At 57.5% G+C, this 22,473-nt stretch carries 18 protein-coding genes and 1 riboswitch; of the genes, 9 read left to right on the forward strand and 9 right to left on the reverse strand.

The features are described 5' to 3' along the window. Window positions 1–29: 29 nt before the first annotated feature. The 4 genes from NTX71_03635 to NTX71_03650 all read right to left on the reverse strand — a co-directional run bounded on the left by NTX71_03635 (window position 30) and on the right by NTX71_03650 (window position 4,742). Window positions 30–890 (reverse strand): phospholipase D-like domain-containing protein, encoded by an 861-nt coding sequence (locus tag NTX71_03635; GenBank protein MCX6338994.1) that lies wholly within the window; start codon window positions 888–890, stop codon window positions 30–32. Next, entirely contained in the window at window positions 859–1,629 is a 771-nt protein-coding gene (locus NTX71_03640) for a phospholipase D family protein (GenBank protein MCX6338995.1), read from the reverse strand. Before NTX71_03640 ends, NTX71_03635 begins: the two co-directional genes overlap by 32 nt. A gap of 312 nt (window positions 1,630–1,941) precedes the next feature. Beyond that, on the reverse strand, window positions 1,942–2,718 hold the full coding sequence (locus NTX71_03645) for a metallophosphoesterase (GenBank protein ID MCX6338996.1): 777 nt from the start codon (window positions 2,716–2,718) through the stop codon (window positions 1,942–1,944). Beyond that, the gene (locus NTX71_03650) at window positions 2,715–4,742 is read right to left on the reverse strand and encodes an APC family permease (GenBank protein MCX6338997.1); all 2,028 of its coding nucleotides are present in this window, start codon (window positions 4,740–4,742) and stop codon (window positions 2,715–2,717) included. Before NTX71_03650 ends, NTX71_03645 begins: the two co-directional genes overlap by 4 nt. Before the next feature lie 308 nt (window positions 4,743–5,050). Between NTX71_03650 and NTX71_03655 the strand changes: the two genes are divergently transcribed. From NTX71_03655 to NTX71_03685, 7 genes are all read left to right on the forward strand, one after another. Further along, window positions 5,051–6,415: a NupC/NupG family nucleoside CNT transporter gene (locus NTX71_03655; GenBank protein MCX6338998.1), complete on the forward strand. Its 1,365-nt coding sequence runs from the start codon at window positions 5,051–5,053 to the stop codon at window positions 6,413–6,415. Between the two features lie 173 nt (window positions 6,416–6,588). Continuing rightward, window positions 6,589–7,491 carry a hypothetical protein gene (locus tag NTX71_03660; protein ID MCX6338999.1) on the forward strand — a complete coding sequence of 301 codons (903 nt, stop codon included), beginning with the start codon at window positions 6,589–6,591 and terminating at the stop codon, window positions 7,489–7,491. A 100-nt stretch (window positions 7,492–7,591) separates the two neighbouring features. Continuing rightward, the gene (kdpA, locus tag NTX71_03665; GenBank protein MCX6339000.1) at window positions 7,592–9,283 is read left to right on the forward strand and encodes a potassium-transporting ATPase subunit KdpA; all 1,692 of its coding nucleotides are present in this window, start codon (window positions 7,592–7,594) and stop codon (window positions 9,281–9,283) included. A gap of 16 nt (window positions 9,284–9,299) precedes the next feature. Beyond that, a complete protein-coding gene (gene kdpB / locus NTX71_03670) occupies window positions 9,300–11,378 on the forward strand; it encodes a potassium-transporting ATPase subunit KdpB (GenBank protein MCX6339001.1) in 2,079 nt (692 codons plus the stop codon). 10 nt (window positions 11,379–11,388) lie between these two features. Beyond that, window positions 11,389–11,961 carry a potassium-transporting ATPase subunit KdpC gene (gene kdpC / locus NTX71_03675; protein MCX6339002.1) on the forward strand — a complete coding sequence of 191 codons (573 nt, stop codon included), beginning with the start codon at window positions 11,389–11,391 and terminating at the stop codon, window positions 11,959–11,961. 12 nt (window positions 11,962–11,973) lie between these two features. Then, entirely contained in the window at window positions 11,974–14,658 is a 2,685-nt protein-coding gene (locus NTX71_03680; GenBank protein MCX6339003.1) for a sensor histidine kinase KdpD, read from the forward strand. Continuing rightward, window positions 14,655–15,356, forward strand: coding sequence for a response regulator (locus NTX71_03685; GenBank protein MCX6339004.1), 702 nt, complete (start codon window positions 14,655–14,657; stop codon window positions 15,354–15,356). The genes NTX71_03680 and NTX71_03685 overlap by 4 nt, the downstream gene beginning before the upstream one ends. Window positions 15,357–15,455: 99 nt before the next feature. Here NTX71_03685 and NTX71_03690 read toward each other — a convergent pair whose 3' ends face one another. The 5 genes from NTX71_03690 to NTX71_03710 all read right to left on the reverse strand — a co-directional run bounded on the left by NTX71_03690 (window position 15,456) and on the right by NTX71_03710 (window position 20,058). After that, a complete protein-coding gene (locus NTX71_03690) occupies window positions 15,456–16,808 on the reverse strand; it encodes a glycosyltransferase family 39 protein (protein ID MCX6339005.1) in 1,353 nt (450 codons plus the stop codon). A 146-nt stretch (window positions 16,809–16,954) separates the two neighbouring features. Next, window positions 16,955–17,263, reverse strand: a complete 309-nt coding sequence (locus NTX71_03695; protein MCX6339006.1) for a hypothetical protein — start codon at window positions 17,261–17,263, stop codon at window positions 16,955–16,957. A gap of 244 nt (window positions 17,264–17,507) precedes the next feature. Continuing rightward, complete coding sequence (locus tag NTX71_03700; protein MCX6339007.1) at window positions 17,508–18,512, reverse strand: ABC transporter ATP-binding protein; 1,005 nt, start codon at window positions 18,510–18,512, stop codon at window positions 17,508–17,510. A 33-nt stretch (window positions 18,513–18,545) separates the two neighbouring features. Then, window positions 18,546–19,232: an ABC transporter permease gene (locus NTX71_03705; GenBank protein ID MCX6339008.1), complete on the reverse strand. Its 687-nt coding sequence runs from the start codon at window positions 19,230–19,232 to the stop codon at window positions 18,546–18,548. Next, window positions 19,216–20,058: a substrate-binding domain-containing protein gene (locus tag NTX71_03710; protein MCX6339009.1), complete on the reverse strand. Its 843-nt coding sequence runs from the start codon at window positions 20,056–20,058 to the stop codon at window positions 19,216–19,218. The genes NTX71_03705 and NTX71_03710 overlap by 17 nt, the downstream gene beginning before the upstream one ends. A 273-nt stretch (window positions 20,059–20,331) precedes the next feature. Further along, window positions 20,332–20,454: riboswitch (molybdenum cofactor riboswitch) on the reverse strand. A 588-nt stretch (window positions 20,455–21,042) separates the two neighbouring features. Here NTX71_03710 and NTX71_03715 point away from each other — a divergent pair. After that, on the forward strand, window positions 21,043–22,011 hold the full coding sequence (locus tag NTX71_03715) for an inorganic phosphate transporter (GenBank protein MCX6339010.1): 969 nt from the start codon (window positions 21,043–21,045) through the stop codon (window positions 22,009–22,011). Between the two features lie 18 nt (window positions 22,012–22,029). Next, window positions 22,030–22,473, forward strand: a 444-nt coding sequence (locus NTX71_03720; protein ID MCX6339011.1) for a DUF47 family protein, incomplete at its 3' end; no start/stop codon positions are given.

The raw sequence follows: 22,473 nt of genomic DNA on the forward strand, positions 1-22,473 counted from the left end.
GGGTTTTGTGCTTTGCATTTGTTTCGGATTTAGAGTTTCGTATTTCGAGTTTGTCCTTCCTTGTGCTGGCGGTCGAGCTCCGCGCAGATCTTATCGCGGAGCGTCTTGCATTCCTCTCCGGATTTGGCGATGTCCGGATCGTTCCACATCGCTTCGAATTCCGCCTGGAAGTCGGTGATGAGCGTGCGGTCCTCGGGGCCGCTGATGATCATGAGGTTTTCCAGGTTCTTTGTCTCCGCATACGTGGACCAGTTGTAGCTTCCGGTGACGAGTGTGTCTCCGTTGACGACCGCGGACTTGTGGTGGAGCAGGGCGGCCTTCGGGTGAAAATGGTCATAGGCGGCCTTGCCCTCTTTGTCATCCCAGGAGAATGCGGGGAACCACTTGTACTTGATCTCTATGTTGGAGATAGGTTTCTGACGATATTCGCTGACGATCTGCTTGAACTCGCTCTCCACGGCAAGTTTCCTCTCCTCGGGATTTTTGAGGAAGTACTTGCGCCGCTCGGCCACCCGCCGGTACGCCTCGATCTTGCCTGAGACGATGCCCTCCATGTCGGGTATGACCGAGGTCGGCTCCCTGAAGAGCTGGCTCAGGTTGGCGAGGATGCGGATGCGCACGCCGGGGAAATCGCGGGCGATGCGGAGGAGGCTTTCGGAGAGGGAAGGCGAGGTAAAGCTGAATATCATGATGTCGATCGTCGCCGGCTGACCCTTCTTCGCCCTGGACACCGCCTCGGAGAATCCTTCCTTGACGTACTTCTCAAGGCGCTCCACGCTGTTGAAATAAGCGTCTATCTTCGCCTCGAGGTGCGCCGGCAGAAAGAGACAGAGCCCCGCGAGCGAAGCCGCCAGGGAGCTAGCGAGTGGTTTTTTTCTCAGCGCGCTCATCCTTATTTTTACCCTCATCGGGATTGAGAACCCATTGCCCCATGCCGTCCCAGAGGCGGTCGAACTCTCCCTGGAACGACTTCACCATCTCGGGATTGTCCAGGAAAAAGAAGCGGTCCTCCGTGTACTTCACATTCGCGCCGGGTTCGATGTTGGCGCTCCCGGTGAACACGTGCCTCCCATCAATGATGCCGAATTTCTCGTGCATGGTCTGGAATGGGAGGCCGGTTGCCTTCTCCGCCCGCGCAGGATCTACTATCTTTATCGCGATCTGGAGCCTGTCTTTCCTGATGCGCTCGACCGCCTCGTTGATCACGGGTACATTATTCTTGTCCTTGATGGAGGGGTCGAGGAAAAGGCGAATCTTGACGCCGCGCTCGCACGCGTTGGCGATTTCGGTGTGCTCGGGTGTGTAGATGCCGTAGAGGTAGCAGGCGATGTCAATCGTTTTCTGCGCGCGCCGTATGAGGTCTATGAGCGGGAAGCTCAGGTCTCCTGGACGGATCGAGGTTCCTTTCCCGTCCGGATCCAGAATTTCGACCTTCTTGTTGTAGTTGACAGGGGAGTAACCTCCGAACGGCGACATAAAGACCATGTTCCTGAGCGTGGCTGACACAGGTGGGAGGGATGGCGTGACCTTCACGGGCGCGGGCGGCTGTTCAGGCGCGGCGTCCGACGGCAGGGCGAGTGCCGCTGCGCACAGAGATGAGAGAACCATTGTCACCAGAAACCAGCGCATGATTTGTTCACCTGTACGGTAGCTTAATCCTATCCGTTCCACTGCCGCCGGTCAAGGACAAAAGCTGATCTGAGGCCTCCCTATTTTCACCAGGAACCCTCAATGTTTTACCACGGAGGACACTGAGAAGCACGGAGGACACTGAGAATGCGTATTTATAACTTTCTGATCTTTTATCTGATACATAATCTCCGTGTGCTCCGTGAAACTCCGTGCTCTCCGTGGTGAAAACATTATGGTTGCTTTCCATAAATCACCTACGGGATAAAATGGCTGAAGGCCCACATTTGAATACATAATCGGGGCAGCGCTTCAGAACTGGATGACGGTTACCTCCGGCCTGCAAAATACGCGTATCGGCATGTAAAAGGTGCCAATGCCCGGATTCACGTAGAGGGGGCCGGCGCCTGTCTGGTAGAGCCCCATTTCGTATCTGCCGGTGCCCCACGGGACCGCGACAGCTCCCCAGAGCGGGATGCGCAGTTGGCCGCCGTGCGAATGGCCCGCGAGGATGAGGTCAAATGTCTTTCCTTTCAGGAGATCGGCGAATGCGGGGTAGTGGGTCAGCAAAAGGCGCTTGCCCGTGGGCTCCTTTTTAATAAAACCAGTGTTGTGGCTTGAAGCGCCCACGATGATGATTTTTCCATCAGGACTCGCCACCGCTTGGTCCACGAGCCATGCCCCTCCGGTCGCCGCGAACGACCGTTCGATCTCCTCGAACGGCGCCCCGCTCCAGTAGTCATGGTTGCCGGGGACGCCGAACAGCGGAGAGCGGATCCCGCGCAGCAGCGCGAGCGCCTCCTTGAGGTGTGCCTTCTCCTCCACGATGTCTCCGGTGAAACAGACGAAGTCCGGGTCGAGGGCGTTGATCTTATCCACGAGCCCCCGGAGCATCGCCCGGTCGCCCCTGTAGTGGAGATCGGTGAAGTGAACCAGGCGATGGGTCGGCCCCGTCCCGCCCAGATTTATTTTCCGCGTCCTGATCCAGTCCGGCTCGACGAGAAAACCGTCGACTATGCACACCGACGGCAGTGCATAGAGCGCGAGGCGGAGGAGGGTGCGGTTGCCGAGCTTGAGCATGCGCATCATACGTTTTCCCGCACGGATTTCGGCGTCGCGTACATCCTGATGGGGAGAACAAAGAAGGGAATCCCCTCGGAGTAGAACTTTTTCTGAATGGCGGACACGACGTAGTTGTGGAGCCAGCGCGACAGGAATGAATCCTGCGGGAACGCGAGGCGTCCCGCAAAGAAGATGGCCTGGGGGAAGCGGTCCAGTATCTTCGTGCCCAGCTGAGTGATCTCGTCAACAACGTCGGTGCCGATATGGGAGATCCCCTCGGCGTAATAACCGTGCTTCTGCATGTAGCTCACGTAACGGTCCAGATCGCTCTTCACCTTGCCCTCGAGCTGGTCAAGCTCGTGAGCACCTTTAAAGACTCCGGCATCAACGAGGCCGATCTGAACGAACACGAAATTCCTGAACACATCCCCGAACATCCTGAAAATGCTGAACAGCGTGTGGAGCCCCATCCCATTGAAGCCGTTCACGAGCACCACCGCGGTCCTCGCCTGCGGATCAAAGTCCTGGCCGGCCCGGGGGCGGGGGGCGACGCCGGGAATGATCTCCGGGCTCGAGGATTCGGTCACGGCGATGAGGGCGTCCAGATTCCGGAGGAGGCGGGCGGTGTGCGTGTAGTGGCTCTTTATGGCGATGACGATGGCGATCAGCGTGCCGGTGACCGCCAGGGTTATCCATCCCCCCTCGTTGAACTTGGCGATGGTGACGGAGATGAGGATGAAGACGCAGAGGACCAGGCCCACGCCGTTCACGAACAGTTTCTTACGCCAGGGGCTAAATTTCTCACGGGAGCGCCACCAGTGCCGAACCATTCCGAGCTGCGAGAGGACAAAGGTGATAAAGACATTGATGCTGTAGAGCACGATGAGGAAGCGGACAGAACCGCGGCTGAGGAGCATCAGCGCGAGCCCCGCCGCTCCCATGAGCAGAATGCCGTTCTGCGTCACAAGGCGGTCGCTGAGCATCGCGAAACGAGTGGGGACCCATCGGTCCATGGCCATGTTGGCGAGCACCCGGGGCCCGTCGAGGAAGCCGGTCTGCGCGGCGACGAAGAGTATTGCCGCCTCGGAGATGAGGGTGATGAGCACGAAGAGATACCCCGTCCGCCCCCAGTCGCCGGCAATTCGTTCAAAAAGTACCGCGTTCAATGTCTTTCCGGCCTGTAACTGAGCCCCGAAGAGTATGAATGCGAACATGAGTCCCATCGCCATGAAGGCCAACGACACCGCCATATAGCGCATGGTGCGTTTACCCGTCTGGACCTTCGGCTCCCGGAGGATCGGGAGGCCGTTGCTCACCGCCTCGATCCCGGTATAGGTGCCCGCTCCCATGCTGTATGCGCGCAGCATCAGGAAAAGCATCCCGACGAAACCGAGCTCCGCGCTCGCCCGTTGGACCTCGGCCACCGTCTGTTTCGCAACCATGGGGAGACTCGTGAAGTGCGCCCCGAGCGCATAGATGATCGAAAACACATGGGTGATCACGAAGATTAAAAAGATCGGCACGAGCGGGAGCACCGATTCCTTCACTCCGCGCAGGTTCAGCACGGTGATTATCGCGACCCCGCCGACTGCGAGGCTTGGTTTCCAGGAATACCATTCCGGGGGGAGGAAGCTGAAGATGGCATCCGAACCGCTCGCGATGGAGATCGTGATGGTGAGCACGTAGTCAACCAGGAGGGCGCAGCCGGAGACCATCCCGAGAGTGGGGGAGAGCAGCTTGCTCGCGACGAGGTAGCCGCCGCCTCCCGTCGGGAAGAGTTCTATGATCTGAGAGTAACTCGCGCTGATGATGAACACGGTCAGCGCAGTGCCCAGGGCCACGAAGATCGCGAGGTAGATGCGCCCCTGGAGTGCGAGGAATGCCTCCTGGGGGCCGTAGCATGAAGAGGAGAGGCCATCAGCGCCCAGCCCGACCCAGGCGAAGAACGCGATGAGCGAGAGCTTATGGAAGATCGCCTTGTCATGGGGGCTGTGGGCGGCCCCGATGACCAGGATCTTCAGCCGGTTGAGGAGCGACGGTTTAGAGTGCATTCAGGGGTGCGACCTTACGTGCGTTACATTCTATAGCTCAGGGGAAGAGGTGTCAAGCCTATGCCGGCCCCCTCATGGCGCAGATGGTTTAAATATATATGTGGATTTTTGCATAGTGACATCAGCTTCTTGTCCTAATTCCGTAGCGCACCCTTAAGGGTGCGCTACTAATGGGACAAGGTTTGACCCTCCTCACAAGTGTCGGCTACGAGGCAATGGGAGTACACATGTGTAATCTCATCGCCGAAAATATCATCTTGTGCTCCGGTGGAGAATGCCATAACATTTCAGCGTGAAAGGAGACGGCCATGTATAGATTCATAAGTCTCATAGGGACGATCGTCATCCTGGGGGTCGCGTTTCTCATGTCGAACAACAAGAGGAGAATCAGCTTCCGCGTCGTGGTCTGGGGGACTATGCTCCAGGTCTTCTTCGCGTTCCTCGTAATCCCGAACAGCCCGCTCAACCAGTTTGTCAAAAGCGCCTTCGGCCTCCGCGCTGCGCCTGGTGAGGTGTTCTTCAATACCATGAATGACGTCATCATCAGGCTCCTGAGCTTCACGGCTGACGGATCGAAGTTCATCTTTGGAAATCTCATCGGCAACAATGTCCCGATCGGCATCGGTGACCCGGCGACCAACATGCCGGCGAAACAGGTGGCGGGCTACGTTGCGATGACGGGGGCATACTTCGCCTTCTCTGTTCTGCCGACGATAATATTTTTCTCTGCGCTCATGTCCGTGCTCTACCACCTCGGGATCATGCAGAGGGTGGTCGCCTTCGTCGCCTGGATCATGGAGCGGTGCATGGGGACGAGCGGGGCCGAGACGCTCTCCGCGTCGGCAAATATATTCCTCGGCCAGACGGAGGCGCCGCTCACCGTCAGGCCGTTCATCGAAGAGATGACAATGTCCGAGATTATGTGCGTGATGTGCGCGGGGTTCGCCACGGTGGCGGGGGGGGTCATGGCGGCCTACGTGGGGATGCTCAAGGATTATTTCCCTGACATCGCGGGCCACCTGCTCACCGCGAGCATCATGTCGGCGCCGGCGGCGATCGTCATGGCCAAGCTGATCTACCCCGAAACGGAGGTGCCGAAGACGAAGGGGGGTGTGCGGATACACCTGCCGAAGACGTGCGCCAACCTCATCGACGCCGCCGCGAGCGGCGCCGCGACCGGGCTGCAGCTCGCGCTGAACGTCGGCGCGATGCTCCTCGCCTTCATCGCCCTCGTCAGCATGGCCAACTACGGGGTCGAGAAGATCGGGGCGCTGTGCAACCTGATCTTCGGCACCTCATTGCAGATCAACCTGCAGATACTGTTCGGCTACGCCTTCGCCCCGTTCTGCTGGATCATGGGCGTTCCATGGGTGGATTGCATGAACATCGGGACACTCCTCGGCGAGCGGCTCGCGATCAACGAGTTCGTGGCGTATCTCCACCTCGCCGACTTCGCGGCAAAAGGGATCCATCTCCAGTACCGGAGCTACGTCATCGTCACCTACGCCCTCTGCGGTTTTGCCAACTTCAGCTCCATCGCGATCCAGATCGGGGGGATCGGGGGAATGGCGCCCTCGCGCCGGCACGACCTCGCGAAACTGGGGCTGAAAGCGATGTTCGGCGGGCTCCTGGCATCTTACATGACGGGCACAATTGCGGGGATGTTTGTCTGACCTCCCGTGTGAGCCGTTATACATTTATCCGCGCCGCTCGGTCAAATCTCCTCTGATTATTCTGTAGTGAACTAACATCTTTTTTATGCCTTTACGCCCCATTTTTATTAGCTCCCATCTCAGTCATATGCCACCATCCCACCATGATAACAATCAACATCCTGGGGCTGTAAATGAGACGACCGGCCTGTGTAATAATGGTAGCACTCAGCATTGGGACTGTATTCCCGCGATTCATCCTCGCCCAAGATACTCCCGATGCTGAGCCACGAGGAGATTATGAGGAGCAGGCGATTGCAGAAATTCAAAAGCAATGTGAGCAGATTTTTCTCCTTAACCATGTCCCGCCCTTTGCGCTTGCTGACCACGGGCTGAACAGGCTTGACGAACTGCTCCCTGCCAAATTCGGAACAGAAGCCGATTTCATGAGCAACTATGTCTACGAAGGCGCCAATGTTGCGAAGAACGGCGTGCAGATTTCACAGGACTACTACACGGAGCTTACACATCAGTTTGGTAACTTCTCGGGAGGGTTGGGCTTCGACTACTGGCAGATCGATACGACATGGAAAGGGATTGAGCCGAGCACCATGGAGCGTGATTTCACCGTGTATGCTCCTCTCGCGTGGAAGATCATCTCGATCAGCCCGTATTGGAAATATTTCTATTATGATGATATCGGGGCGAAAGATAGCGGTGAGATTGGAAGCAAATTCAGCCTCGATATGCCGCTCAAGCCAACCTTTACGTATAAGTATGACTATCGCTTTTACAAAGGGAGCTACTATGAGTGGGACATCTCCCACAATATTAATATTGCCTCGAACGGCGAACGACTCGCCATCTTGACCCCTTCAATGGCTTTGGGAATGGATGACCATAAGTATCAGCGCAATACCACGCTTACGCACATCGACTGGGGGCTGGAGCTGGGAGTACCGCTCAATCACCACATTATTGCGTGCGGCGTTATCCATTTCACGAAAAGCCTAACTCATGAGACTTATACCCCGGCTGTTGATATATTTGAAGACATCATACCGTGGGGTGGGCTCAAGATGACGATGCAGTTCTGAGAAAGGCAGGGGGCGGAAACAGAGTAAATTAACATATTTTTTATTCCTTCCTGCCACCTTTTTATTACCTATAGTCCGGCTATTGCCATAACATGATAATGTGAAATCAATTGACATAATCCAGGCGAGTTTCTATTTCGGAAGTCTGACAATACTTACGCCACTCCTAGGGTCGCACATATTCAGAGTGCTCGGTAGAGAGCGCAGGGATGTTGCTACTCCTTTCGCCAGGCTGGATAACGGCCTGCTGCGATTGGTCGGTGCCGACCCTTCTCACGAGATGACATGGAAAGAATACGCCCTCTCGCTACTCTCTTTCAATGGAATCGGCTTCCTATTTCTGTTAATCCTGCAGATGTTTCAAGCCGCCATGCCATTGAATCCTCAGAAATTGCCGGATGTGCCATTCTGGTTGGCCTTCAATACCGCGATCAGTTTCATAACGAACACAAACTGGCAGGCCTATTCCGGCGAGTCAGTCATGAGCTATCTCACGCAGATGGCGGGTTTGTGCGTGCAGAACTTCCTGAGCGCCGCCACGGGGATGGCCGTATTGCTGGCGCTCGCGCGCGGACTGAAGCGCCAGAGTGCAAAAACGGTGGGTAACTTCTGGGTTGATGTGACGAGGACTACAGTATATGTGCTGCTGCCTCTCTCAATTGTGCTTTCTGTCCTGTTGGTCGGTCAGGGGGTCGTCCAATCCCTGTCACCCTATATTTCTATCAAGACATTGGAAAGGGGCTCGCAGGTAATTCCACTTGGCCCTGCCGCCTCGCAAATCGCCATCAAGCAGCTGGGCACAAATGGCGGTGGATTCTTCGGAGTTAACAGTGCACACCCGTTTGAGAATCCTACCCCCTTTTCCAATTTTCTCGAGATGCTCGCCATTCTGCTAATCCCGGCCGCCTCCACATATATGTTTGGCCGGATGGTTGGCAGTCGCCGGCACGGTATGTGCCTGTTAGCGGCGATGCTCGCAATCCTCATGACGGGTCTCGGAGCGGCGTGGTGGTCGGAAACCCGTGTCAATCCGATAGTGCGAAATCCAGCGTGGCTGGAGGGCAAGGAGACAAGGTTTGGCGTGATGAACAGCATACTGTGGGGATGTGCGACGACTGCGGCATCGAATGGCTCCGTCAATGCGATGCACGACAGCATGTCGCCCCTCGCCGGCATGGTTCCAATGTTCAATATGATGCTTGGGGAGGTTGTTTTCGGCGGCGTTGGGGCGGGGCTCTACGGCATGGTGCTTTTTGTGATTCTGACCGTGTTTCTCACCGGCATCATGGTGGGACGCACCCCTGAATATCTCGGCAAGAAGATCGAGGCACGTGAGATGGTCTGGGCAATCATCGGTATTCTATTACCAAGCGCCATGATCCTGGCCGGTTCCGCCGTGGCATGCCTTTTACCGGAGGGGCGCTCCAGCGTGGCCAATGGAGGTCCGCATGGCTTGAGCGAGATTCTGTATGCGTTTACCTCGGCGTCGCAAAACAACGGGAGCGCATTTGCGGGGCTGAACGCCAACACTGTCTTCTATAACGGGGGGCTTGCGCTGGCGATGCTGATCGGTCGCTTCGGAGTGATCATCCCGGTTCTTGCGATTGCAGGCCTTCTGGTGGGTAAAAAGGCCGCTCCGCCGAGTTCAGGCACTTTCCCGACAACCGGCGTCGCATTTGTTTTTGTTCTTATCGGGGTGATTCTTATCGTCGGGGCGTTGACCTTTGTTCCCGCGCTTTTTCTCGGCCCCGTCGTTGAGCATGGTCTGATGCTGCGCGGAATGACATTCTAAAATCCAGGGATTACATATGACGACTAAATCCATAAATCTCCTCGGGGATGTTACCTTATGGCGTCGCGCTCTGCGTGATGCCGTTCTCAAGATGGATCCTCGTGAGCAGCGGAGAAATGTTGTCATGTTCATTGTCTGGATGGGGGCGGCGCTGGTGACACTTGCACTTTTTCGAAACGCGACTGCGTTCAATGTGCAGATCACATTGTGGCTGTGGTTCACGGTATTGTTCGCCAACTGGGCGGAGGCGTTGGCTGAAGGCCGCGGAAAAGCGCAGGCGGACGCGTTGCGAAAAACCCGCAGCAAGACGGTCGCCCGCAAAATAAGCGGGAGTGAAATCAAGACCGTTCCCGCTGCCGATCTTCGCGCCGGGGATATGGTGGTATGCGAGGCCGGGGACATCATTCCGGCGGACGGCGAGGTGGTCGAGGGAATTGCCACGGTTGATGAATCCGCGATCACCGGTGAATCAGCCCCGGTCATCAGAGAAAGCGGCGGCGACCGCAGCGCTGTTACGGGTGGAACGCGCGTGATCAGCGATCGCATTGTGGTGCGGGTCACCTCCCAGCCCGGCCATTCGTTCCTGGATAGAATGATTGCGTTGATCGAGAGCGCCAAACGCCAGAAGACGCCGAATGAGATTGCGTTGGCGGTGGTGCTGATAAGCCTGACTGTGCTCTTTATCCTTGTCGTCGTCACGCTTCCCGCGTTTGCATGGTACAGCGAGCAGGCCGCGCATCAGCCGGGGTCCTCCATAACAAACATAGCCGTCCTCGTTTCCCTTTTGGTCTGCCTGATGCCGACGACCATCAGCGGGCTGCTCAGCGCCATCGGGATCGGCGGCATGGACCGCATGATGCGCCACAATGTACTCGCCATGAGCGGCCGGGCGGTGGAGGCGGCAGGTGATGTTGACGTCATGCTGCTGGATAAAACCGGAACGATTACTCTCGGCAATCGTATGGCCACGGCTTTTATGCCTGTGACCGGGATTGAGGAAAGCGCGCTCGCTGATGCCGCGCAACTGGCCTCGCTTGCCGATGAAACACCGGAGGGCCGCTCCATCGCTATTCTCGCCAAAGAGCGCTATGGCTTACGGGGTCGGGAGGTTGCCGAGCCGCACGCAAAGTTCGTGCCGTTCAGTGCCCGGACACGTATGAGCGGCGTGGATTTCGTCGGGCCGGAAGGAAACATCACGCGCTCCATTCGCAAGGGGGCCGCCGAGGCGATGCGGCACTACGTGGAACAGGGGGGGGGGCTCTATCCCGCCACGGTGGCGGGAGGCGTGGAGCAGATCGCCCGAAGCGGCGGCACGCCGATTGTGGTAGCCGACGGCAAACGCGTTCTCGGCGTCGTTCATCTGAAAGATGTGGTGAAGGGCGGCATACGGGAGCGTTTTGCTCGCTTGCGCAAAATGGGAATCCGCACCATCATGATCACGGGTGATAATCCGCTGACGGCAGCGGCGATAGCAGCCGAGGCGGGCGTTGATGATTTTATGGCGGAGGCAAAGCCGGAAGACAAACTGAATCTCATCCGCATGGAACAAGCCAAGGGGCACATGGTGGCAATGATCGGGGACGGCACCAATGACTCGCCCGCCCTCGCGCAGTCGGACGTGGGTGTCGCGATGCATTCCGGAACCCAGGCCGCGCGCGAAGCCGGCAACATGGTGGATCTCGAAAGCAACCCGACCAAGCTCCTGGAAATCGTAGAAATCGGCAAGCAGATTCTGATGACGCGCGGAGCGCTCACGACATTCAGTTTCGCCAATGATGTTGCCAAGTATTTCGCGATCCTGCCCGCGATGTTCAGCACCCTGTACGCGGTGAAGGGGGGGGAGGGACCGCTTGCGAAATTGAATGTCATGCATTTGCATTCGCCCGAGAGCGCTATCTTAAGCGCGGTGGTGTTCAATGCACTGATTATCGTCGCATTGATCCCGCTCGCCCTGCGAGGCGTGAAATATCGCCCCATAGGCGCATCGGCCCTCCTCGTCAGGAACATGGTTATTTACGGACTGGGCGGTATCGTTGCGCCGTTCATCGGAATAAAGGTGCTTGACATGCTCCTTGTCGCGATGGGACTTGTGTAGCGCGGAGGTTATGACAATGATTTTTGCGAAGGCGCTTCGATTATTTCTTGTGTTGACGCTTTTGACCGGCGTGGTCTACCCGATCGGAATGACGATAATGGCGAAGATGCTTTTCCCCGAGCGTGCCGAAGGGAGTATTGTGAAATGGAAGGGCGTACCCGCTGGCTCCGCCCTCCTTGCGCAGAAGTTTGAAAGTCCCCGGTATTTTCATCCCCGCCCCTCGGCATGTGATTTCAACACGATCCCCTCCGGTGCCAGCAATCAGGGGCCGACAAGCACGGCGCTAAAAAAAGCAGTTCAGGAGCGCGCCGTGAATCTTCGTGCCGCTCACGCGTTGCATCCCGATGCCCCTGTCCCTCTCGATTTACTTTTTGCATCCGGAAGCGGGTTGGACCCGCACATCAGCCCGGCGGCCATGGCCTTTCAAATGGACAGGGTCGCCAGGGCGCGTGGGTTCACGCCCCCGCAGCGGGCACGGTTGGAGAAAGTCTCCCGGGAGCTGATCGAGCCGCCACAGTTCGGTTTCCTTGGTGAAGCCCGTGTCAATGTTTTGCTTCTTAATCTCGCCCTCGATAATCTATAATGAAGCCACATTATGAATGAAGAATTGCGGCCCAGTCCTGATGCATTGCTCTCGGCTATAAAACAGGCGGATGTGGAGCAGCGTCGCGGAAAGCTCACGATCTTCCTGGGCATGTGCGCCGGGGTGGGAAAAACCTATGCCATGTTGAAAGTGGCTCACCATCGTAAAACCGACGGGATCGCTGTAGCAATCGCGGTGGCGGAGACGCACGGCCGTTCGGAGACGGAGGTGCTGCTGGCCGGACTGCCGGTCATACCCCTCCGCCCCGTAGAGTATCATGGCGTCACGTTGCGCGAAATGGACCTGGATGCCGCTCTTCAGCGCAAACCCCAGCTCGTCCTGGTGGATGAACTGGCGCACACCAACGCACCCGGCAGCCGTCATCCCAAGCGCTATCAGGACGTTTTGGAGCTGTTGGACGCAGGGATCGATGTCTATACGACGCTTAATGTGCAGCATCTTGAGAGCCGCGTTGATGTGGTCCGGCAGATTACCGGCGTGGACGTTCATGAAACCGTCCCCGATTCAATTCTGGATCAAGCCGACAAGATACAACTGGTAGACCTGACCCCGGAGGAGTTGCGCGAACGTCTGGCTGAGGGCAAGGTGTATGTGGGCGAAATGGCGGAGACTGCCGCCGCTCATTTCTTCCGCGAGGAGAACCTGACGGCCCTGCGCGAAATGGCCTTGCGCATCACCGCGGAGCACGTCAGCCAGGATTTGCGCGACGCCATGGCGGTCCGCCAGATTACGGGACCGTGGCGAACCAATGCAAAACTCATGGTCGCCGTCGGGCCGAGCCCTTTCTCTGAGGAATTGATCCGCTGGACACGGCGCACTGCATCTGCACTGGACGCGCCGTGGGTTGCTGTCTATGTGGAGTCTGCCGTCTCCTTGAGCGAAGAGGAAAAACTGCGGCTTGCGAAGACTCTCTCCATGGCCCGGCAATTGGGCGCGCACGTGATCTCTACCGCCGGCCATGATCTTGTCAGCGCGCTTCTGCGCGTGGCGCGGGAAGAGAACGTTACGCAGATTGTAGTCGGCAAGCCTCCAGGGAGCCCCCTTATAGAATTCCTTAAGGGCGGATCGCTGGTGCAAAAGTTGATCCGTCGGAGCGGCGCTATTGACGTGTGCGTGGTGCGGGCTGAAGAAAGACAGGAGCGCCCGCGCCCATCAGCCTGGAAAACAATAAAATTCAGGCCATGGGCGATGGAAATCGGCATCGGGGCACTGTCGGTCGGCGCCGTCACCGGGATCTGCTGGCTGCTGAGGGAAATCACCGGTTACTGGGCAATCGCCTTGATCTATCTCACCCTGGTGGTTTTTCTCGCCACGAAACTGCGGCGTGTGACCATGCTGTTGATTGCCACCGCCAGCGCATTGCTCTGGAATTATCTTTTTATACCACCGGTGTTCACCTTCCGAATATCGCATTTTCCCGACGCACTGATGTTTGTCATGTACTTCATTGTCGCCCTGGTCATCGGCCAACTGACGGCCAGACTGCGCCTCCGGGAAATGGTTGAACGGAAGCGCGAGCAGCGCACCGCCGCTCTCTATCGTCTCGCACAAGGCGTGGTTGAGAGCACCACACTGGATGAGGGTCTGCGCAGGGCGATGCAGGAAATCCAGAGTGCATTCCATGCACAATCCGCCATCTTGCTGGTGGGAGAGAACGGTCAGCTCAGCGATCGTCCTCATCCTGCCAGCACCTGGCCTATGAGTGACAAAGAGAAAAGCTTGGCTATCTGGGCCTTAATGCATGGACAGCCTTCGGGCCGTTTTACCGACACGTTGCCCGAAGCCGATTCCCTGCATCTACCCCTGCAAACTACCAAGAACAAGGTGGGTGTTTTGACGGTTCATTTTCGTAACCGGCGGTCCCTGGCGCTGGATGAGCGCGAATTGCTGGAGACATTTGCGGATCAGATCGCGGTCATGATTGAACGCTATTGGCTGATCCAGCAGACCGGCCGCAGCCGCTTGATTGAAGAATCTGAGAAGTTATACAAAACCATTTTTGACTGCGTTTCCCACGAACTCAAAACACCGCTGGCCGTGATCCAGGCGGCTGCCGCCGAATTGGGTCTGATTTTTGATCGAATCAAAGAGGCTGGGGAGGGGAGAAATATTCTCAATGAAATCGAAACAGCGTCCCGCCGGCTGAGCGGAATTGTGGATAACCTCTTGAGCATGACGCGCATTGAATCAGAGCGGTACAGACTCGAACCGGCATGGTGCGACGTGGATGAAATCATCGATTCCGCGTGTCAGCAGGTGAGTGATCTGCTCGAACAACGCCGACTTTCCGTCATTGTGCCGGAAGATATGCCGTCCATCAAAGTGGATCCCGGTTTTGTGGAGCAAGCGCTGATCAATCTATTATCGAACGCCGCGTTGTACAGTCCTGCGGGTACGGAAATCAAGGTCGCTGCCCACATGGATGGCCCTCATCTCATCCTTCGGGTGATGGATGAAGGTCCGGGCCTCTCACCGGAAATGGCGAGCCGTGCTTTTGAAAAGTTCTATCGCGGCCCGAATGCGCCCCCCGGCGGAATCGGCCTCGGCCTGTCGATCGTACGCGGCTTGATACACGCGCTCGGTGGAGAGGTAGCGGCGGAGAACAATCCGGAGCGCGGCGCCACTTTCACCATGCGGATTCCGGTGGAAACAAGGATAATCACGGTGAGAACATGACGGGCGCAAAAGGCAAACCGGTGGCGCTTGTTATTGACGATGAAACCCAGATACGACGGCTTCTGCGAATAGCGCTTGAGGCGGAGGGATATGCGGTATATGAAGCGAAATCGGGGCAGGAGGGACTGACTACCGCTGTGTTCAGGCGCCCTGAGGTAATCATCCTTGACTTGGGCCTGCCTGACATGGATGGCACGGAGGTGCTCAAACGGCTGCGGGAATGGAGCAAGGTCCCTGTCTTGATCCTCTCTGTCAGGGAAGACGTGCAGGAGAAGGTCACCGCCCTGGACTTAGGCGCGGACGATTATCTGAGCAAGCCGTTCCATCCGGATGAATTGATGGCGCGCCTGCGCGTGCTCCGCCGTCATTCACCCTTAGAACCTGAAGAGCCTGTATTTGAATCCGGGCTGTTGCGTATTGATTATCTCTCGCGGAGAGTGACTGTACACGGCAAGGAAATTCACCTGACAGCGACGGAGTACACCCTGCTCCGAGTATTGGCCCGGCATGAGGGGAGGGTGGTAACGCACCGTCAGTTGTTGCGCGAGGTCTGGGGCCCTAACGCAGAAGAACGGTCGCAATATCTGCGCGTGTACATGAACCATCTCCGCAAGAAAATCGAGGCGGATCCGACACAGCCGAGTATGATCAAAACGGAGTCCGGTATCGGCTATCGTATGATATCTGAAAAGGTCTGATCTCTTGGAAGGATGACCTCGAAATCGCAGGGGGGGAGAGTGTATTTGTTATATACGGACCGGATCGGCGCGAATACGCAAACAGAATTCCGCTACAGCTCACCCCAATCTTTTAATGATGGAAAAAACCATCCGTAATTGATCCCGCGCCATCACGCCCATGTCAATCGCGTCAGAGTGGCTCACCCAGTTCAGCGCGTACTGGCAGAGGAAGAGGCCGTTCCACGCAATGAAGCCCGCCGCGAGTATGACGGCGAGCACCCCGATTCCTCTCGCGCGCATCCACTCGTAGACCGCGGCCATGCCGAGGGCGAGTATCGGGAGGCAGTTGTCAAACCTCCTCGCGCCGAAGCCTGTCCCCGCCCACCAGTCATCCACGATCGAATTGAGGTAGAGCTGCAGGATGAACACCATGAGGAGCGAGAGGCCGAGGAGCCTCTCCCTTTTGAGAAAGGCGGGCAGGCCTGCGAAGCCGAGGATGAGGGCAGGAGTCCAGCTCAGGAGGCCATGCCGGGAGGAGAAGAGCACCTCCAACGCGGCTGGCCGTCCCCAGTGGAGAAAGCCTACCCCCTGGGGGATTGTCAGGCATGAGCCATAGGTTAACTTCCACATATATATCTGAGGGGAGAAGGCGGCGAGGGCGCACGCCCCCATGAGCAGCGCGCCGGGGAGCCTGTGACCGGCGGGGATCTTCTGCGCTCCGCCCAGTGCCCCCAGGATCGGAACACAGAGGAAGATGATATTCTGCGTCCGCACGAGCGCCATCAGGCCTCCGGCAGCTCCAAGGAGGCACCAGTACGGGATGGTCCCGCGATCCCTCGCCTTCAGCCAGAGCCAGATGAAGAGGCTCACCGAGAAGAAGGATTGCGCATGGGACATCGAGGGGTAGAGGAAGAGGTAGGCGGGAAGAAACGAAGCCAGCCATATAGTGAGGACGGAGAGGAGGGAGGCGAACGTTGAAAAATAGCGCGAGCAGATAAGGAAGAGGAGGATGATACCCAGAAAGCAGTAGAGGTGCGTCCCGATCGCGATCGCCAGCGTGTAGGGAGCGGAGTAGCCGTCAACCGCGATACTCATGCCGCTCGCGTTCATCCGGCTGGCGGTCACATGCCCCAGAAAGAAGAAGGGGGACCAGAGGAGCGCGCAGCCCACGGGCGTGTGGTTCCACGCGTAGCCGGTGGAGGTGGTGATGATCTCGACCGGTTCGCGGCTTCCCGGGTAATTGAAGTAGTGTTCGAGTTCGTTGGCGGTATTGACGTCGCCGTCGAACCATGCGGAACGCAGGTATGCATAGAGACGGGCGCCGTCGCCATGCACGATCGTGTCGCGATGGATGAGCCGGCCCGCTGTGCCGGACGCGATTACCCTCGCGGTCGCAAGGTTGAAGGCGGTCAGCATGGCCGCGAACACGACGGTCAAAACCAGGAGCGCACCCTTGTGACCTGTTTCCATAATGGGAACCCCCATGTATATGTGTGAACTAATCAAACCGTCTTTATGCTGTCCGGAAACTTCGCGCATTCTTCTGGCCGGGCGTCCTTCCAACGCTGTTTCGCCGATTCCCCGGTTCGCCCACTCTCCGGTTCGGTCGATTCCTTTCAGTCCAGGTCGATTGGCCGGATCGGCCTGCCGGTATCTCCGGATTCCTCGACCTCTTTCTTTTTCTCGCGGAAGGTTTCCTCAAGGCGCTTCAGCTTGTGCTTTTCCTTTTCCTGCGCCGCCTTGAATTTCTCTTCCGTCAGGGCCGCGCTGCATTTGGCCGCCTGCACCGCATCCGCCAGCGCGTCTCCGGATTTGGTTTTGTCCCTCGCCTCAAAATGGCGGATGACCTTGCCGTTTTCGGTATTCACCTCGAGCATCCCCTTGCACATGGGGCACGTGACATAGACCGTCCGCTCTTTGGGCATGGCACCCTCCGCGAGTCGAAATTAGATACTGCGAGTTTGTAATGCCTCAGATACAGGGTGTGCGACAAAGTTTTCGCCACTGATTTTCACGGATGATTGACGGATATGCACGGATTGATTATGGTATGTATCCGCGCGCATCCGTAATAATCAGTGTACATCCGTGGTAAAACCCCATAACTGGCACATCATGCTAGTTTAAGCATGCTAGTTTAAGCTTTACACCTTGTGCTTTTCACTGTAGTTAAAACACTCTCACCGCGGTTGATTTAAAGGTCACATACACGATCTCTCCCGGCTGGAGCGCCATTTCCCTGAACGACTGTTCGGTCACCAGGACGCAAAACTCGACGCCGGCGGCCACCACGAGCCTCACCCGGTGGCCGTGCGTGCTCGAGGAAACGAGCCGACCCGCGAACGAGTTGCGCGCGCTCGAGTGGAGCTCCATCCTGGAGACGATGATATTCGTGGGATCGATCGCGACATGCACGCTCCCCGAGAGAGTGGTGTCAGCCTCGATCTGCACTCCCCCCCTCAGGGAGATTATCGTGAGGCCGTTGCGTTCGCCGGTAACCGTCCCCCGGAAGATATTCTCCGGGTGCGCCGGCACGGGCCTGCCCCGGATGATCGAAACGACGCGCGTGGAGAGGCGGTATGCCTGTTCGAGGTTGTGGGTGGCGAATACAACCGTGAAATTGTTCGTGTCGCTGAGAGAGGCGATCAGCGTCTCGATCCGGGCCGCGTTGTCGCTGTCAATATTCGCCGTCGGCTCATCGAGGAGGAGAATTCGCGGCTCCACCACGAGCGCCCGCGCAATGGCGACCATCTGTGCCTCGCCGTCCGAGAGCTCCCTCGCATTCCTCCGGCCGAATCCTTCGATACCGGCCTGTTTCAATGCGCGGTCAATTCTCGCCGTGCGCGCTGCGCGGGGGGTGCCTCTGAATTTGAGGCCGTAACCGACATTCTCCTCAACCGTCCCCTGGAACAGGAACGGCCTTTGTGTGACCATGGTGACCGCGCGGCGCCATTCCGCCGGGGCGGCGGAGGACAGTCCGAGCGCCATGCCCTCCATGCTGATGCTCCCCCGGTCGGCCTGCCTGAGGCCCGCGACCAGGCCGAGCAGTGTGCTCTTACCCGAGCCGTTGGGGCCGAGGAGCGCCGTGATTGTCCCCTCCGCGATCTCGAGCTGCTCGACCGCCAGGGTGAAGGCGCTCCCGTATGATTTGACCAACCCTTCGATCCGGAGCATGGTCCGCCTCATGTATCTCTTCGCCGCACTATCTTACCTTCGCTGGAGGCATTGGAAAAGTATATTAATGCCGAACGCCACGGCGAGGAGAATGAGGCCGAGGGCGATCGCGAGGGCGAACTCGCCGCGCCCGGTTTCGAGGGCGATGGCAGTTGGAATATTGCGGGTGTAGAATCTGATGTTTCCGCCCAGCATCATCGAGACCCCCACCTCTGCGAACACGCGGCCGAATCCCGCGATGATCGCCGCGAACAGCGCAAAGCGGCCTTCACTCAGAACGACGCGGGCCGCCTGCCGTTCGCTCGCCCCGAGGGTGAGCGCGGTGTCACGGGCGCGCGTGTCCACGTGCTGTACCGCTGAGATGCTGAGGGCGGTGATGATGGGAAGGGCGAGGACGAATTGCCCGATGATCATCGCGAGCGGCGTGAAGAGCAGGTTGAGCGAGCCGAGCGGCCCCTGGCGCGACAGGACGGAATAGACCATGAGGCCGACGACCACCGTGGGGAGGGCGAGGAGGGTATTGAAGACCGTGATGACGAGTCCCTTCCCGTGGAACTCGCGGGACGCGATTGAGAAGCCGAGCGGGACTCCGACTGCGGAGGCGATGAGCGTTGAGGCGGTGGCTATTTTGATTGAAACGAGAGAGATCCCCAGCACCTCGGGGTTGCAGTGGAGTATGAGGCGGAGCGCCTCGCGGAAACCGTCAATGAGGTAGCTCAATCCCCCGCGCCTCCTGATATGCGTTGGGGTGGAACAGGACGGAACCCTTCTTTTTAAAGTCCCCGATCATATTTTGGCCCTCGGGCGAGGTCAGCCAGCCGATGAGGCACATTGCGTGAATATAGCCCACGTGACGATGACGCGCGGGACTCACGGCGATGATCGCGTATTGATTCAGCAGGCGGCGGTCCCCCTCGCAGAGAATCCGGAGCTCCACCTTATCCGAAAACGCCGTGTAGGTGGCCCGGTCCGCGAGGCAGTATCCCTTCTTCTCGTCGGCGATGGTGAGTGTTGCGCCCATCCCTTGGCCTGTCTCCATATACCATGTGCCTTTGGGCGCGATGGCGGCTTCTTTCCAGAGCGCCTTTTCCTTCTCGTGTGTCCCGGAACCGTCGCCGCGGGAGACAAATGGCGCTTTCGCGCCCGCAATAGCCTTGAGCGCGACGACAGCGTCTCGTTTCCCCCCGATGCGCGAGGGGTCATTTTCAGGGCCGACGATGACGAAATCGTTGTACATCACCTCTCTCCTGTTGACGCCGTAACCATCCCTGACGAACGTCTCCTCTGCCTTGGGATCATGCACCAGGATGGCGTCCACGTCTCCATTTCGTGCGAGGGCGATGGCCTTGCCCGACCCGACGGAGATGACGTCCACCTTCAGGTTGAGCCGTTTCTCAAACGGCGGCAGGATCGAATCGAGAAGCCCCGTATCAACCGTGCTTGTGGTGGTGGCGAGCTTCAGCCGCCCCGCCGCGTGACTCGCGATTGACGTTACTATCAGGGCACACAGCAAAAGAACAAGTTGAACCATCTTTTTATGTATCATGATCTACACTCCTCAACTCATTAAAATGTAATTTATCACCACGGAGACACGGAGGACCTTAAAACAGCAAAAACAGTTTTTCGTTTCTGGTTTCTAGGGTAAAAAGTAATCTGTGTTTATCCCTGCCTGCCTGCCGGCAGGTGTGTTCATCTGTGGTTAAAATCAATATGTGATAATCCGCGATGAATAAACGTAACATTTTCTCCGTGCTCTCCGCGCCTCCGTGGTGAAATTCAATAAAAATCCCCCTCCTCCGTGGTTGGGAAGAGAGGGAAAATTTCAGCGTTCGCTCCTTTCCAGGCACGGGAGGCGCCGGGATTTCCCCCGGCACCCTGTCGGCCGCCCCGCCTGGAAATTTCTTCCGTAGCGATAGACGGCTCGGAGCAATCACTATGGTATATGCTGACATCTGCCCGCGCAACAGGTAAATTTATTTCTGGTAAATTTATTTCTTTACAACGCCTGATGTGGTAGTATAAACGCGTTATCGGGTTCAACTCAGAAAGGAGGAGGCCTGCGGGGATGAAACCGGATGACCACTATACGGAGTCTGATTACGAAGAGCGGGAAGACGGTTCAGAGAGGGTTCAAAAAATCAGGAAGGCACAAGGGGGGAGGGGATTGAGCGGTAAGCGGCCTGACAGTTTCTCCATGGGGACTTATTTAGGTGAGAGGGGCAAGAGATCGAGGCGAATCAGAAGACATGATAAATTTTGAGCACCCGAGCACCGTGCTCATTGTATATACTCACAGAGAGCGGAAACGCCCGCGCGTAGTTACACTATAAACATCACCCGTGAGGGGTGCATGGGAGGACGTACGGGCAGTACTCGTGCGTTGTATAGCGGGGCATTATGAGTGTGGGATCATTTGAGGCATCCGCCCAGAGGGCGGGTGCTTTTTTTTGATATAGCCTCGCGGCACGCGTTTTACTGAGAGCTCATTTTACGCATATCTGCTTACCGAAGCAAGAAAGGAGCGCGTGTGATCCTATTCGCCAAGCTTCTGGGCGGACTTTTCCTGGGATGGGGGATCGGGGCCAACAACTCCGCCGATATTTTTGGGACGGCGGTAGCCACAAATTCGATCCGTTACAAGACAGCCATCATCCTCATCGCCATTTTCGTCGCGCTGGGAGCGATTGTGGAAGGCCCGAAGCTTTACCACAGCTACCGTTTCTCAACGACGATCACGATGACCCTCGCCTTCGTTGCGACCATGAGCGCCGCGGTGACCATCTGTGTCTGCACATACATGAGCCTCCCCGCCTCCGCTTCGCAGGCGGCAGTGGGAGGCGTCATGGGGATCGCCATATGGGCGAATGGTATGGGAGGGGCCGATTGGGGTAAGCTCGGGGTCTGGGGATGTTGCTGGGTGCTCAGCCCCCTGGCGTCTGCATGCATTGCGTTCATGTTTATGAAATTCGTGGGGCCGCTCATCCAGCGTCACATAAAGAATGTGGAGTTCCTCAACTCTATCTATAAGATCGGTTTCATCATCATCGGGTGCTATGCCGCCTATACCCTTGGCGGGAACAATGTCGTCGTCACCACGGGGCCATTTTATCAGGCCGGGCTCTTCGGCGACCCTTCTCACTACTGGCCCGCCGTGATCGCGGCGGCCTTCGGGGCCGTGAGCATTTCCGCCGGCGCGCTCACCTATGCCCGCAAGGTGATGCGGACGGTGGGCCATGGCATCACGGCGCTTGACCCGTTCTCAGCACTCGTGGTAGTCCTCTCGCACGCGATCGCGATTCACCTCTCCACGCAGTTCCATATACCGGTTTCATCCGCCCAGGCCACCGTGGGGGCTGTCGCCGGCGTGGGTTTCTCAAAGGGGATGCGGACGGTGAATTCGAGGATGCTGGCGACGATCTTCTGCGGCTGGGTGCTGACGCCGGCGGTCTCGGCGTTTCTCGCTCTGGGGATTGCATATATCATCGGGGTACGCTAACAAAAGGAGGGCACCATCATGTTCTGGGACAAGAAAGAGCAGCAGGTTAAGGAGTTCATGAAGGAGCACCTCGAAAAGGTCAAGGAGTGCCTCGACCTCTTCGAGACCACGATCGCGCTCTACCTGGACGGCAAGGAAGAGGAGGCTAACGTGAGCTCCTACAATGTTCATAAGAAGGAGCACGAGGCCGACGAGTGCAGGCGCAAAATCCTCGCGAAACTTTCCGAGGGGGCATTTCTCCCCTTCTTCCGCGAGGACTACATCGGGATCGTGGAGCTGGTGGACAAGATCGCCAACAGGGCCAAGACGGTGACGCAGACAATGGTCATCGAAGGGCCGAAGATACCGCAGGAGATGCATGAGGACATCAGGGCGCTCACGAACAAAGCGGTGATCACACTGGAGCCCCTCGTGAAGCTGTTCGACGTTCCCCTCCTCGACAGGTCAAAGTCGCTCGCGCTC

The sequence above is a fragment of the Candidatus Auribacterota bacterium genome (assembly GCA_026392035.1).
Classification (GTDB): Bacteria; Auribacterota; Tritonobacteria; order UBA1439; family UBA1439; genus JAPLCX01.

Excerpts from the sequence above, each read along its gene's own strand:
- NTX71_03635 (MCX6338994.1), bottom strand. The coding sequence starts at position 890 with ATGAGCGCGCTGAGAAAAAAACCACTCGCTAGCTCCCTGGCGGCTTCG.
- NTX71_03640 (MCX6338995.1), bottom strand. The coding sequence starts at position 1,629 with ATGCGCTGGTTTCTGGTGACAATGGTTCTCTCATCTCTGTGCGCAGCG.
- NTX71_03645 (MCX6338996.1), bottom strand. The coding sequence starts at position 2,718 with ATGATGCGCATGCTCAAGCTCGGCAACCGCACCCTCCTCCGCCTCGCG.
- NTX71_03650 (MCX6338997.1), bottom strand. The coding sequence starts at position 4,742 with ATGCACTCTAAACCGTCGCTCCTCAACCGGCTGAAGATCCTGGTCATC.
- NTX71_03655 (MCX6338998.1), top strand. The coding sequence starts at position 5,051 with ATGTATAGATTCATAAGTCTCATAGGGACGATCGTCATCCTGGGGGTC.
- NTX71_03660 (MCX6338999.1), top strand. The coding sequence starts at position 6,589 with ATGAGACGACCGGCCTGTGTAATAATGGTAGCACTCAGCATTGGGACT.
- kdpB (MCX6339001.1), top strand. The coding sequence starts at position 9,300 with ATGACGACTAAATCCATAAATCTCCTCGGGGATGTTACCTTATGGCGT.
- kdpC (MCX6339002.1), top strand. The coding sequence starts at position 11,389 with ATGACAATGATTTTTGCGAAGGCGCTTCGATTATTTCTTGTGTTGACG.
- NTX71_03680 (MCX6339003.1), top strand. The coding sequence starts at position 11,974 with ATGAATGAAGAATTGCGGCCCAGTCCTGATGCATTGCTCTCGGCTATA.
- NTX71_03685 (MCX6339004.1), top strand. The coding sequence starts at position 14,655 with ATGACGGGCGCAAAAGGCAAACCGGTGGCGCTTGTTATTGACGATGAA.
- NTX71_03690 (MCX6339005.1), bottom strand. The coding sequence starts at position 16,808 with ATGGAAACAGGTCACAAGGGTGCGCTCCTGGTTTTGACCGTCGTGTTC.
- NTX71_03695 (MCX6339006.1), bottom strand. The coding sequence starts at position 17,263 with ATGCCCAAAGAGCGGACGGTCTATGTCACGTGCCCCATGTGCAAGGGG.
- NTX71_03700 (MCX6339007.1), bottom strand. The coding sequence starts at position 18,512 with ATGCTCCGGATCGAAGGGTTGGTCAAATCATACGGGAGCGCCTTCACC.
- NTX71_03710 (MCX6339009.1), bottom strand. The coding sequence starts at position 20,058 with ATGATACATAAAAAGATGGTTCAACTTGTTCTTTTGCTGTGTGCCCTG.